9 protein-coding genes and 1 pseudogene are annotated in these 12,606 nt (G+C 65.6%); 4 read left to right on the top strand and 6 right to left on the bottom strand.

Going from position 1 to position 12,606, the window contains the following annotated elements; translation table 11 throughout:
• Both ACFP2T_RS47290 and ACFP2T_RS47285 read left to right on the top strand, forming a co-directional pair.
• The coding region (locus tag ACFP2T_RS47290) for a WD40 repeat domain-containing protein (RefSeq protein ID WP_377434470.1) at positions 1 to 1,255 on the top strand (1,255 nt) is incomplete at its 5' end.
• Between the two features lie 46 nt (positions 1,256 to 1,301).
• Positions 1,302 to 2,081, top strand: coding sequence for a transposase family protein (locus ACFP2T_RS47285; RefSeq protein ID WP_377434467.1), 780 nt, complete (start codon positions 1,302 to 1,304; stop codon positions 2,079 to 2,081).
• Between the two features lie 279 nt (positions 2,082 to 2,360).
• On the opposite strand, the gene ACFP2T_RS47280 is transcribed toward ACFP2T_RS47285, so the two are convergent.
• Positions 2,361 to 2,969 (bottom strand): hypothetical protein, encoded by a 609-nt coding sequence (locus ACFP2T_RS47280; protein ID WP_377434464.1) that lies wholly within the window; start codon positions 2,967 to 2,969, stop codon positions 2,361 to 2,363.
• A 248-nt stretch (positions 2,970 to 3,217) separates the two neighbouring features.
• On the opposite strand from ACFP2T_RS47280, the gene ACFP2T_RS47275 reads away from it, so the two are divergent.
• Positions 3,218 to 3,403 (top strand): helix-turn-helix domain-containing protein, encoded by a 186-nt coding sequence (locus ACFP2T_RS47275; RefSeq protein ID WP_377434463.1) that lies wholly within the window; start codon positions 3,218 to 3,220, stop codon positions 3,401 to 3,403.
• Between the two features lie 56 nt (positions 3,404 to 3,459).
• Here the strand turns inward: ACFP2T_RS47275 and ACFP2T_RS47270 are convergent, their stop codons facing one another.
• The 4 genes and pseudogenes from ACFP2T_RS47270 to ACFP2T_RS47255 all read right to left on the bottom strand — a co-directional run bounded on the left by ACFP2T_RS47270 (position 3,460) and on the right by ACFP2T_RS47255 (position 10,118).
• Entirely contained in the window at positions 3,460 to 7,065 is a 3,606-nt protein-coding gene (locus ACFP2T_RS47270; RefSeq protein ID WP_377434460.1) for a YobI family P-loop NTPase, read from the bottom strand.
• Between the two features lie 395 nt (positions 7,066 to 7,460).
• Positions 7,461 to 8,241 (bottom strand): annotated as a pseudogene (locus ACFP2T_RS47265) (transposase family protein).
• Positions 8,242 to 8,694: 453 nt separating this feature from the next.
• Positions 8,695 to 9,249, bottom strand: a complete 555-nt coding sequence (locus tag ACFP2T_RS47260; protein ID WP_377434458.1) for a restriction endonuclease — start codon at positions 9,247 to 9,249, stop codon at positions 8,695 to 8,697.
• A 2-nt stretch (positions 9,250 to 9,251) separates the two neighbouring features.
• Positions 9,252 to 10,118, bottom strand: coding sequence for a hypothetical protein (locus ACFP2T_RS47255; protein ID WP_377434455.1), 867 nt, complete (start codon positions 10,116 to 10,118; stop codon positions 9,252 to 9,254).
• 435 nt (positions 10,119 to 10,553) lie between these two features.
• On the opposite strand from ACFP2T_RS47255, the gene ACFP2T_RS47250 reads away from it, so the two are divergent.
• Complete coding sequence (locus ACFP2T_RS47250; RefSeq protein WP_377434452.1) at positions 10,554 to 11,453, top strand: hypothetical protein; 900 nt, start codon at positions 10,554 to 10,556, stop codon at positions 11,451 to 11,453.
• A 230-nt stretch (positions 11,454 to 11,683) separates the two neighbouring features.
• Here the strand turns inward: ACFP2T_RS47250 and ACFP2T_RS47245 are convergent, their stop codons facing one another.
• Positions 11,684 to 12,448 (bottom strand): restriction endonuclease, encoded by a 765-nt coding sequence (locus ACFP2T_RS47245; RefSeq protein ID WP_377434449.1) that lies wholly within the window; start codon positions 12,446 to 12,448, stop codon positions 11,684 to 11,686.
• Positions 12,449 to 12,606: the final 158 nt, after the last annotated feature.

Below are 12,606 nucleotides of genomic sequence, written 5' to 3'. Positions count from 1 at the left end.
TCTACTCGCCACCGCCAGCAACGACCGGTCCGTCCGAGTGTGGAACCCGACCGATGGCCAACCAATCCACACCCTCATCGGCCACACCGAGTGGGTGAATGCGCTGTGTGCAGTTCCAGTCAGAATCGGGCGCCATCTACTCGCCACCGCCAGCAACGACCAAACCATCCGCCTTTGGTCGCTTACAGCAAGTCCTGATCGAGCCCGAGCAAGACCAAACAGAGTGTGGCAAGTCAACACACTGGCGCTCGTGTCCAACAACGGATCCCATCTACTCGTCACTGCTAGCGCCGACGACTCCGTGCGTGTGTGGGATACAACCGATGGCCAGCTTCTCCACACCCTCACCGGCCACACCAGGAGGGTGAACGCCATGTGCGTGGTTCCGGGCGGTGACGGGCGCAATCTACTCGCCACCGCCAGCGACGACGGCTCGGCACGGGTATGGGATCCGACCGATGGCCAACTCATCCACACCTTCACCAGCCACAGCGGGGTGAGGGCCGTGTGCGTGGTTTCGACCGGTGACGGGCGCAGGCTCCTGGCTACCGCCAGCGACGACGGCTCGACGCGGGTGTGGAATCCGACCAATGGCCAGCTTCTCCACACCCTCACCGGCCACACCAGGAGGGTGAACGCCATGTGCGTGGTTCCGGGCGGTGACGGGCGCAATCTACTCGCCACCGCCAGCGACGACGGCTCGGCACGGGTATGGGATCCGACCGATGGCCAACTCATCCACACCCTCACCGGCCACAGCGACTGGGTAAATGCGATGTGCGTGGTTCCGGCCGGTAATGGGCGCCACCTACTCGCCACCGCTAGCGCCGACGGCTCGGTGCGGGTATGGGATCCGACCGGTGGCCAACTCACCCACACCCTCACCGGCCACAGCGACTGGGTAAATGCGATGTGCGTGGTTCCGGCCGGTGACGGGCGCCACCTACTCGCCACCGCCAGCAACGACTGGTCGGTGCGGGTATGGGATCCGACCGATGGCCAACTCATCCACACCCTCACCGGCCACACCGACTGGGTCAACACGGTCGCCGCCTTACACTTGGGCGGCCGTCATGTGATCGTCTCCGGCAGCGACGATCATACGGTCAGGCTGTTCGATCCCCTATCAGGACAACAGATTCAGCTGGTACATGCACATCACCGTGTCGTCTGCTGCCGAACGCTGGATACAGCAATCCTTGTTGGGCTTTCGACCGGACTGATTTATATACGGATCGACGAAAAGCCATCCTAAGGGACGTCTCGTAACTCATTGAGAGTCCATCGTGGATCATGTCAGGGTGCAGGTGATCTCAGCAGCCCGCCCGGAGTGGATCTTCCCGTTCACTGGTTTGCAGCCCATCCAGTTCCGCCGCCTGGTCAGGCTGGTCGCCGAGCGTGGCGGGGACTCGATCGCTGACGGCCGGCCGGGCCGGCAGTGGGCTCTCGACCTGCCGGACCGGGTCCTGCTGGTCGCCGCCTACTGGCGCACGAACCTGACCATGCGCCAGATCGGCCCGCTGTTCGGGGTGTCGCACTCCGCCGCCCACCGAGTTATCGACACCGTCGGCCCCCTGCTCGCCCTGGCCCCGGTGCGCCGGCGCCGGGTCGACCAGATCGCGATCGTCGACGGCACCCTGATCCCGACCCGGGACCACCGCCTGGCCGCCCAGAGCAAGAACTACCGCTACTCGACGAATCTGCAGGTCGCCATCGACGCCCACACCCGCCTCGTCGTCGCCCTCGGCGATCCGCAGCCCGGTAACCGCAACGACACCATCGTCTACCGCACCAGCGGCATCGACCAGAAACTGGCCGGACGGCCGGTCATGGCCGACGGCGCCTACCGCGGCAACCCCGAGGTGATCATCCCGTACCGCAAGCCCGCCGACGGCAGCGAGCTACCCGACTGGAAGGCCAACCTGAACAAGCAGCACCGGACCGTCCGAGCGCAGGTCGAACACGCCCTGGCCCGCATGAAGTGCTTCAAGATCCTGCGCGACTACCGCCGCGCCGCCAGCACATTGACCGACACCGCTTCCGATATCGCCAACCTCCACAACATCATCTTGGCGGGGTGACACCAGCATTGTTGCCGGGCAACGCCTTCACCGAGTTACGAGACGTCCTTTAGGTGGCGCAACATATATATAACAAACTGCAAAAGTCCTCGCTGCATGCTGCCGGCCCGGTTAGATCCGGTTATCGAACATTTTTGACGCCACGCCCGGCGCTGGAGACGCCCGACCATCACTGACGCCCAGCGACAAAGCCATAGCATTACCGTATCGATTTCGAGGCAGCCGCACCTGCCGCCGACCGTGCGCGCCTTCACCAGCCGGCGCCGTCACGCTTCGTGGTCAGCCTCGGGGTCGGACGCGTCCGGTCGTGCCGATTCCAGTGCATCCGATCTTGGCGGTTCGAGCGGAATTCGGTAGCCGTGATCGGCCGGTGCTGAGCGACTGGAGGTCGACGCTGATGGCCCGCTGCTCGGCGGGGAACTCGGCCGGGCCGCCGGTCAGGTCCACGATATGGAGGTCGTGGACCCGCTCGACAAACGTCGCGCCGGAAATCCGGGGCTGCTCGCAGTCGCCTGGGCACCAGGTGGGGCAACCGGCGTCGTCGTCCGGCATGGTTGCCAGCACCGCAGCCCAATCAACGTCGGACCGGTTCGGCAGCAGCCGCCCAGACGTGGCCCACATCGCCCAGTCGATGACCGCGTCGTCGGCCTGCTCCTGGGTGGTGACGCCGACCCGGCGGGCGGCGGAGGTCCGGTCCTGGCCGCCCTGCTCGTAGGTGTGGATGAGGTAGCCGCGGAGCACGCTGATCTTCTGCTCGGCGGTCAGGTCGGTGTCGTCGAGCACCGCGTACGGGTCACGGCGGACCTGCTCGGCAGCCGGCGGGGTGGCCTGCCGGAGGATGACCGGCCGGACCGTGTCGGGGGCGAGCAGGGTAGCCCAGTCGTTCACGGGAGTGTACGGGTCCGGAGTCGGCTCGACGAGGGAGCGAGGGAACTCGGAGGCCGCATGAGCAGGGGGTGTCATGCTCTGGTAACGACGGGCAGGTGGCCCGGCGCCGGACATGCCGTGCGACGTCACCCCTTACCAGCGGACGATGCGTGACGCCGTCCCACTGCTGGCTGTACCGTCCGAAGTGGCGAACCGGGGTTACGGACCGGGTCGCCACCACCCCAAGCCGTAACCTTGGGAGTCACGACATGCCGCACCCGCCCATCGTCGACCCGCGATTCCCGAGCCGCCTTCGCGAGCTTCGTACCGCTCGCGGCTGGTCTCTGCGGGAGCTGGCCCGCCGCGCCTACTACGGCAAGAGCCAACTGCAGCCGGTTGAAGCAGCGTTCCAGGACGTTGCGCCGCCGGTTAATCCCCTGTTCGAAGCCTGTTGAGGCACCGCCTAGGACCTCGAGGTTTCCGGTGGCTACAACCTCTGTAGGGCCGATGTTCAGGCGACCGTGACGCTGATCTGGGACTTGGCGCGGCGCCGGGACAAGTTCGACAGCCGTCCCTCCTGCTTGAGCCGGGTAAGGACCCGGAGGTGATGGGTGTCGTCCGGGAAGGTCGGCGACGCGGCAGGGGTGGCCAGATCAACGTACGGGCTCCCGAGATTCGCGAGGACGGCGATGATCTGGTCCGTCGAGACGGCGCTCCCGAGCTGGTCGACCAGCGGGACCACCAGCGCCGCGTCGCGGGTCACCTGGGCGATCCGCTCCAGCTGGGCGGAGCTCAGCGCCACCTGGGCCGTCGCGGCGAAGCGCCCGGCGGCCCGCAGCGCGTCGCGATGGTCGGTCGGGACGAACTCGTCCAGCCGGGACAACACGGTCTGCCGGACCGTCTGGCTGATCGAGGCGCTGCCCAGCAACCGGGCCGTCATGTCCTCGTCAAGCAGGGCGGGCGTGACGAAGTCGGCGAACTTCGCCGAGCATTCGATGCCGTGCCGAAGTGTCTCCCAGTCGGCGGTGGCGAACCGCTGGAACAGTTCGGCGGTATCGTCGCAGATCTGGTGGCGGAGCAGCTCGCCGAGCAGGGAGCCGTTCTCCGGCTCCACGCGACTCGCAGTGATCGACTCGGTCAGGGCGAGCGTGGCGACCAGAACGGCACGGGTCTCGGGAGCGGGGATCGTCTCTCGGCTGCGAAGGATAGTCACGGCGACCTGCGTCGTCTGCTCGGCGAGCCGATCCGGCTCTCCCGCGGGAGCGGTGATCGCGCCCGCGTCAACGAGCAGGCCGGCCAGATCGGCGTCGACCCCGCCGGCCTGCTCGATGTAAGCGGCGGTGTTGGTCACCGTCACCGGGATCCGTCGGGAGCGTGCCAGCGCGGGCCAGACCTCTGCGGGTACCTCGGCGAGACGCTCGATCCGGCACTCCGCCGCCGCGGCGCGGCAGGCCCGCTCCGCCAGGCTGGTCTCCCAACCGGCGATCTCCGTGACGATGTCCGCGAAGGTGCCGGGATCCGCGACCGTCACCGTGGTGGGCCCGTCGTTTTCGACCGCAGCTAGGTAGGCGGCGGGATTGGCGACGCAGTAGCCGTAGACGGTGGGATCGATCGTCTGGACGGTGTCCAGGCTCAGGACCGGCGGATTGTGCAGCGCGCTGCGCAGGTTGCCCGCAGTAAGGGTGTACATGCTGTCGGCGACGACCAGGGCACGTACGCCGTGATCGAGAACGGTTAGATCGTCGATCACTACCCGAGCCTGCCGCAGCAGCGCGACCGCGTTGCCTGCCGGCGGCTCGTCGATGGGCCGGGTCAGGCAGGTCAGGCGGGCGTAGTTGTCCTGGAGGTAGGTCGTCACGTGCTCCTCGATCTGCCGATCGAGGCTCGGGCTGGCGTGCGCGACTCCCTCGTCGACCAGGTTGAGCCGGCGTTCCGGCTGCAGGTCCGGGACCTGCAGGATACGGCTCAGGGTCGGCGGCCACGTGCCGGACAGCCGCCGGACCGCCTCCACGGCCTGTGCTCCGCCGCTCAGGTAGGCCTGGAGGAAGGCGCGCTCGGCCGGGCCGTCGATCTCGGCGAGGCGGTCGAGGACGGTCCGGGCGCCGAGGTGCTGATTCGCCAGCAGGTAGTCCAGTATCTCGAGGTTGTAGGCGCTGTTCAGGTCGAGGAAGTCCGCCCTGGTCTCCCGCAGGACGCCGGCGATGTCGTCCGGTCCGTCGAAGGCGTAGTACGTGTCGGGGATGTTGGGCTGCACGTGCTGCACGATGAAGTTCATGGCGCGGATGGAGACGCGCTCGCCGTAGTACTGGGCGACGTAGAGGGCGAAGTTCTGGTCGATGAAGCCGCAGCGGATCAGGTCGCCGGCGACCTCGGAGCGGATCGTCTCCCCGAGGAGCGTCTCGAAGGTGATCTCCGCGGTGTCGCGGGCGAGGGTGAATGCGAGGTTCGCGGCGAGGTCGGCGAAGTCGGCCTTCCGCAGCGCCTCGATGTCGGCGATCGCCTTCCCGCGTTCGGCCTCCAACGCCTGACGTTCGCGGGAGTCCCAGGCGTCCAGGTCGAGTTCGGCCCGGAACAGTTCACGGATATCGCCGATCGGGATGGCAACGGTATAGGGCGAGTTGTAGTGGTGGGTGAAGTTCGCGGTTGGTCCGTTTCCGTCGGCGATGAGCATCCGCCAGAATCGGGCGGTCCCAGCCTGTGCAGGAGTGAAGGTTTCGGCGCCAATTGTGTAGCCCGTGAGGGTGTAGTGATGACTGTTGCTGGAGCGCCGGATGACTTCGGCATGCCAGTTCAAACGCTCAGCGAAGTGCTCGGGCTTGTCCCGCAGAACGTCGGCCAGTGCCTCGGAGTCGGCGAGCTCGCTTAGGCGGTCGCGCCGCCTCGCGATGGACTGATTCACCAGGTCGCGGCTGAGTTTGTAGAGCTTGTCGAGGTCGCTGCGGCCCAGCGAGACCTGCTCGAAGTCGGCCAAGTGGACGTTCTTGTAGACCATCATCGCGAAGACCGAGTCGGCGCGCAGATGGGGCACACCGTGCTTCGCGGTGATCAGGCGGGCGGCGAACACGGCGTACTCGTTGCGGATGTTCTTCAGCAGCCGCATGTCGCTGATGTGCCGCGCGACCAGGTCGACCAGGTCGGGTGTCACCGGCACGAGCGCCGGACCGGCCAGCAGCTTGGAGAGCAGGTCACGTGACGTGCGGTGAGTGATGAACGGAACCACCGGCACGACCAGGTCGAAGAACTTCGTGCGGTTCGCCCGCACCAACTCGGCGGAGGCGCCGTCGTCCAGCTGCCTGGTGTCGTTGCCCAGCCGCTCGAAGATGCTGTCCTTGAGCGCGTAGACGAACCGGATCGTTCGGCCTCGCGCCGCGTGCGAGGTGTTGAGCAGGGTGTTCAGCTCGCGCAACGCCTCGAAGATGTGCGGGTCGTCGAAACGGTCGAGGTCCTCGAAGACGACGACGTCGAACCTCGTCGACTCGAAGAAGTAGACGATCTCGTCGAGGTGTTTGTCGAAGTAGCTGACCTCTTTTGCCTCGAGCGCGACGGTGGCCCCGGCAGCGGACACCGAAGAGACCACCCGGTTGTGGACGACCTGCCGGATCCACGTCAGCACGGCCACCATTAGCAGCCCGAACAGCAGGACCGCCCCGGCCCGCACCGGCCACGGGTGGTCCTTGGTAGCGCCGGCCAGGCGCGGGAAGCGGCCGAGGAGGAACAGGATCAGCGCGACCACCGCGACCTGCGTCGTGGCGAAGGCGACGGCCCGGCGGAAGTTCGGCTTGTCGATGCGCCGGAAGTGCGAGCGGGGCAGCGCCCGCTGCGGCTGGCTGTGCAGCAGCTGTTTGACGAGCTCCTTTTCGATCCGGTTGGTGATCGACTTCTCTTCCTCGGAAGGCCCGAGGGTCGACAGGGAGAGGTTGAGAACTCGTCCTGTGTGTTGGTCGGTAAACGCCTTCAGGACGCTCGACTTGCCCGCGCCGTAGCGGCCGGTCAGCGCGATGTTGCGGACGTCCGGCTCCTGCAGGGCGGCGGTCAGCCGTACGACGTACTCCTCGTGCTGCTCCGGCTGGAACTGCGGCGTCAGCGGAAGCAGCGCGACATCACCGTCGGTAGACACCGACGGGCCGACCCGCCCAGCCCGTCGTCGTTCCCACCAGCGCACGTTTTCCCCTTCCCCACTGATCAGCCAAGGTTAGGGGAGAGCGCTGCGTCGCTCACGCGCAGTGTCACCGTCGAACGGTGACACTGCAGACCCGACGCCGCCAACGGGGGCAAGTCCTTCTCCATCTACCAGGGGCTCATTGCCGCGATCTGGGACGGGCAAGGCTATGGCGTGGTGAATGCCAGCCTTGGGGTCGACGCCAGGGAGAGTTGTGGAACGTTTCTCGGCAAGACCTTCAACCACCTGATGGCCCTGCGCCAAGCGCAGAAGCATCCGGACCGACCGCCCGCACCCGCCCTAAAGGACGTCTCGTAACTCGGTGAAGACGTTGCCTGGCAACGGTGCTGGTGTCACCCCGCCAGAATGATGTTGTGGAGGTGGGCGATACCGGAAGCGGTGTCGGCCAATGTGCGGGCGGCGCGTCGGTAGTCACGCAGGATCTTGAAGCACTTCATGCGGGCCAGGGCGTGTTCGACCTGCGCTCGGACGGTGCGGTGCTGCTTGTTCAGGTCCTTCTTCCAGTCGGGCAGCTCGCTGCCGTCGGCGGGCTTGCGGTACGGGATGGCCACCTCAGGGTTGCCGCGGTAGGCGCCGTCGGCCATGACCGGCCGTCCGACCAGCTTCTGATCGATACCGCTGTTCCGGTAGACGATCGTGTCGTTACGGTTGCCCGGCTGCGGGTCGCCGAGGGCGACGACGAGGCGGGTGTGGGCGTCGATGGCGACCTGCAGGTTCGTGCTGTAGCGGTAGTTCTTGCTCTGGGCGGCCAGGCGGTGGTCCCGGGTCGGGATCAGGGTGCCGTCGACGATCGCGATCTGGTCGACCCGGCGCCGGCGCACCGGCGCCAGGGCGAGCAGGGGCCCGAGGGTGTCGATGACCCGGTGGGCGGCGGAGTGCGACACCCCGAACAGCGGGCCGATCTGCCGCATCGTCAGGTTCGTGCGCCAGTAGACGGCGACCAGCAACACCCGATCGGCAAGGTCGAGAGACCACTGCCGGCCCGGCCGGCCGTCAGCGATCGCCTCCCCGCCACGCTCGGCGACGAGTCTGACGAGGCGGCGGAACTGAACGGGGTGCAATCCGGTGAACGGGAAGATCCACTCCGGGGCGGGCTGCCGAGATCACCTGCACCCCGACACGATCCACCATGGACCTGCCGCTGAGTTACGAGACATCCCTTAGCCTGCGTGATTTACGGTCAACACGCCGGTTCGTCGGCGTGTAAAAAGTGGTCAGACGCGCTCGTGAGTGCCCCTGGCTCGCAGCCGGTGCTGCAGCACCGTCTCGATCGGCACCCGCAGGGTCGGACTCGCGGGTGCAAAACCCCCCGCCTTCTTCGTCATCCTCGTCACCCGCCCGTCGTCCGACGCAGAACGCCGGGTGCTGCTGGATATTTCTCCCGGCCGGTCCGCCGTTGATCATGCCGACGGTCACCGAGACCCTCGACTTCACCGGCAAGACTCTGTTTTCGCTGGTCTCATACGCGGTCAGCAAGTTCGGCCGGACTTTGGAGGCCTACGAGTAGTCGTGCTGCGGCGCCTGGTTCAGTGAAGGTCTGGCGATCCGCGCACTGACCTGGGTGTCCTACCGCCCTTGAGAGACTCTGTAGTCGCTGGGCCCGGGTGCCCCGAGTTGACCGGTCGCACAGGCACGTAGATAGCGACGATGGAGGAGATTGACGAAGTCGTCTTGGTGCCGAAGTCGGGCAATGTCGTCATTGGTTATCACGATCATCTTGATTCCGCGCGGGGCCGCCCCCAGTCCGAGGGAATGGCCGTGGCGGCCGGTGACGATGTCGCCAGTTACGCCGTTCGCCGCAACAAGGACACCGAGTTCAATCGCTCGGCTCGCCAGAATGTTGAAGAAGTAGCCTATGGCCTGACTGTCGACCGGGTCGTCCCAGTTCTTGCACTCGACAAGGAAAACCGGCGGAAGTAGGCGGAGGCCTCCTACCTCGTGTATGTTGCCGACAGCAACGTCGATCTGCTCAGTTCCGAAGACGTTGGTGATGTCGCGGTCGACAATGCACCCAGGTATTGATTCGAAGAGGAACGTGATCAGCTTTTCGTAGGCCTCGCCCTTGGCCTGGCTGTGCGCAGCAAGGGAGACAGCGTCGAGGAGATGCGCAAGTCCGTTCATCGTTACCCCTGATGGACGATCCGGTTGCGCGCACTCCGGATACGGTTGTCCAAGTCCCCATCTGCGACAATGTTCGCAAGCTCTTGAATTGACAGCAGGAGGACCTCGGGACGGCCGTGGTAATGTCTGGAGTCCAGCGCCGCCTCGTCCGTGACCAGCAGGCCCAAGCCTGCGCCGGCGCGCTCCACGTACTGGATGAGCTGTTTCGTGGCCAGATGAGCCGGGCTCTGTGGACGGATCCTCTTCGCCTCGACGACCACGACGAACGGTTCGTCGTCGCCCGCGACAAACGCCATGTCCGCCCCGGAGTCGGGGTTGCCCAGCACGGGATCTTTCCCCGCACTACGCAGCAACGCGACAGTTCGCTCGACAAGTTCAAAGCCCCCGTAGGCCGCCCGGCCGGCATCGTCGGGCGGGGCTGGGGGTGTAAGGCGTGGCACGGCGGGTTGTGGCGGCGGCTTCACGCGATGGGCCTTCAGGCTCGCCGCGCTCCGTATGAACATGCCGAGGTGCAGTTGCAGGGCATCGGTGTCGTCGAGCCGGGCCTTGACATGCCTGATCGCCGAGAGAGCCGGGGGCAGCTTCTCACCGGGGTGGACGATTGCCAGCAGTGGGATGTCCGCGCCGAGGCAGATGCCAGCCTCGACCATAAGCGCGAGGCTGCCGCCCTGCCGGGCGAAGCGGTGCGGCAAGATCACGATACCGACGCTGATATCGCCGTCGGGACGCAGCTGCCCGCGCAGGTAGCTGCCTGCGCCGAGGGCTCCGCTGGTGACTGGCTCAACGCCAGCGCGGTGCAGGATCTCGGTGATGTGCCGTAGCGGCGGGTCCTGAAGATCGGCGGAGGTTGTGATGAGCAAGGCCCGCATGTGTGCACTGTAGCCCTGCGTCTCTCTTCGTGAGCGCCCACGTCTGTATGGGAGGCGGGGGCATTTGACAGCGTTGTGAAGCCGAGCGCCTCGGCGGTATCCCGGATGCGTGACAGCAGCACCATCCACAGCGTCCTCTCCTAGCAACTGCATGCTGGACGGGTCGAGTGTGTCGGCTGCCTTCCGCTAGTGTCAGCTCCAGGCTCGCTACCCTTTGGTCCGCAGACATAGTCCTGGGAGGCCGTGCTGTCTGCGGTGTTGTTGCTGGTCATCGAGATCTTCACGGTTGGGTCAATGGGTCAGAACTGGTCAGTCGACGCACGCCTGCGCCGCCTGGAGACACTTTGCTCCGACGGGTGTCCGAGCGAGGCGCCTCGCGCGCTTTGGCAGGTCGAACGCAACCGACGACGGAGCGTCCGGCTACGCTCCGCTGTCATGGTCGCTACAGCGACCAGGCCGTCGTTGATCTCCCGCCTTATTGCCTCACGGGGGCTTGCGCTTCAGCTCTACCTGATCACGCTGTTTGATTGCCAGAGCACACATCACGTCGGCGCTTATCACCAGAATCGGCGAGCGATCCAGCCAGTTCGCCGCGACGAGGTCGGCTGGCTTGACCTCCTCGCTATTCCTGTCGGTATGGTGACCGGGGGGAGGGCGACACGGAATGACAACCGCATCCGGCAGGTCAAGAGCGCGATCGCGAGGCTAGAGAGAGAGGGCGTGGTTCGGCTTCCCAACCTTGACCGCGTCCGAGACCGCTACGAACACTTCGTACTGCTCGACGAACGCCAGGATGAGAGCTGGCGGAAACGCTCCGACTACAGCGTGCCACGCATGAGGGACGGGTTCACGATACCAGTCGAGTTCTTCTTCAACGGCTGGGCCTATTGCCTCACGGACAGCGAGATCGCTTTGTGGCTTACCTTTAGGCTGCTCCGCCACGAACATCCGGCCGCTCATGTTGGCCACGGCCTCTTCTTGGCCGAAAGCACACGAAACGAGCGCTTCGGCCTTTCCCGAGACGCGTACGAGTCTCACACCGCCTTGATCGAGTATGGACTATTGAGGGGGGTCGGCAACGCGGCACGCTATAAAGCAGGGCGTTCTGCGGAGGCTCGGACGGCAGGCGAGGTCGAGCCCCTGCATTTCACTCTCACCGATGGAGGACTCGACGAGTGTGCGTTCTGTGTGATTCCCCGAGCGTTGGTGCAGTCTCCGAGGTTGGGCGGATGGCAGCTACGTGATCGCGAGTCGTGGGAGACGAAGGTCCAGCGTGTTTGGCCGTCTCACACGCAATTTTGCGGGTACGGACACCTACCAGGCAAAGCGCGCTGATTGTTGACGGTCCACTCGATCATGTGGAGCACGTCACCAGGCAGACCAGGTTCCTCGCTCGATCACGCTTATTCGAAGCGCCATCACTCGGCGACCGGCTCGCCCTTTGGATGAGTGGTGACGAAGAGATCGGGCATGGACCCGCTACAGCACCTCTACGCCGGCACTCTCAGCCCCAGCGAGCTCACGCGGACAGTTGAGACTGATCTTGGATAGGGCGGCGAGATCAGCTAGTTGGCGGCCGGTCCCGGTTTGCCCGTCTGGGTGTTGTCAGACGCGCGAAGGCGCCGAGGCGGCGTGGTGCCGGGTATTACGTCCAGGCCAAGGTGCTCCTTGATCAGATGCTTGAGCTCCGCGCCGTTGATCAGCGTGATTCGGTTGCGTTGGGCGAACTGCTCGCTGGTGCGGCTGAACCAGGAGGTGGTGACGAGCACGCCGGTGGTCGCGTTGTGATCGGTCATCACGCCGGTCAGGGCATGCACGGCCTCAAGGCCGACGAGTCCGGTCCAGCGTTTGGCCTGGATCAGGCACAGTCCACCGAAGAACAGGTGCTTGCTGGTCGCGACTGCGTCGACACCGCCGTCCTTGGACGGGATGGTCCGCCACGCCTCCGCTCCCATCGCGGCGAACAGGTCCTTGACGAGATGCTCGAACTCGGTCGGGGTCAGCTTGAGCAGGTTGGGTCGGGAGTCGAGGCCGGCGAGGGTGTCGAGGTCATCGACGAATCGGAACCGCTTGAGGTCGAAGGCGATAAACGGCTCGACCGCTTCCATGTCGAACGGGTTGGGTGATACCAGCGCGTTGAGGTACTTCAGGCACGCCGCAGGGTCGACCTCGGCGAGGACGAGATCGGCGAACGCCGGTCGTTCGGCTTCCACGCTGATGAGGTGTGGACGAGCCTTCTTGCCGGTCGCCCTGTCGGTGGTACTCACCCTGCCGTTGAAGACAACGGCTTCCACCACGTCGGCCGGAGTAGCGGCGAAGATCTCGTGCAAGGTGCGCAGAGCGACGCAGGCTATCAGCCGGGCGTAACGCTGCTTGATCTCAATGTTGGGGCGTGCTATGGCGGTGATCTCGTCGCGGGTCTTGACGTTGAGGTACCCCCGGTTTCATGGAGTTCTTTGATCATGGTCTGATGGCCATGGGAAGGAAC

The sequence above is a fragment of the Plantactinospora solaniradicis genome, from assembly GCF_042658085.1.
GTDB classification, from domain to species: domain Bacteria; phylum Actinomycetota; class Actinomycetes; order Mycobacteriales; family Micromonosporaceae; genus Plantactinospora; species Plantactinospora solaniradicis.
Note: the sequence above shows the minus strand (reverse complement) of the source record. Positions and strands in the feature narration are given on the sequence as shown.

Bases quoted from the DNA above. Each gene is read 5' to 3' on its own strand.
- ACFP2T_RS47275 (WP_377434463.1), top strand. From the start codon at position 3,218: ATGCCGCACCCGCCCATCGTCGACCCGCGATTCCCGAGCCGCCTTCGC.
- ACFP2T_RS47250 (WP_377434452.1), top strand. From the start codon at position 10,554: ATGGTCGCTACAGCGACCAGGCCGTCGTTGATCTCCCGCCTTATTGCC.
- ACFP2T_RS47255 (WP_377434455.1), bottom strand. From the start codon at position 10,118: ATGCGGGCCTTGCTCATCACAACCTCCGCCGATCTTCAGGACCCGCCG.
- ACFP2T_RS47260 (WP_377434458.1), bottom strand. From the start codon at position 9,249: ATGAACGGACTTGCGCATCTCCTCGACGCTGTCTCCCTTGCTGCGCAC.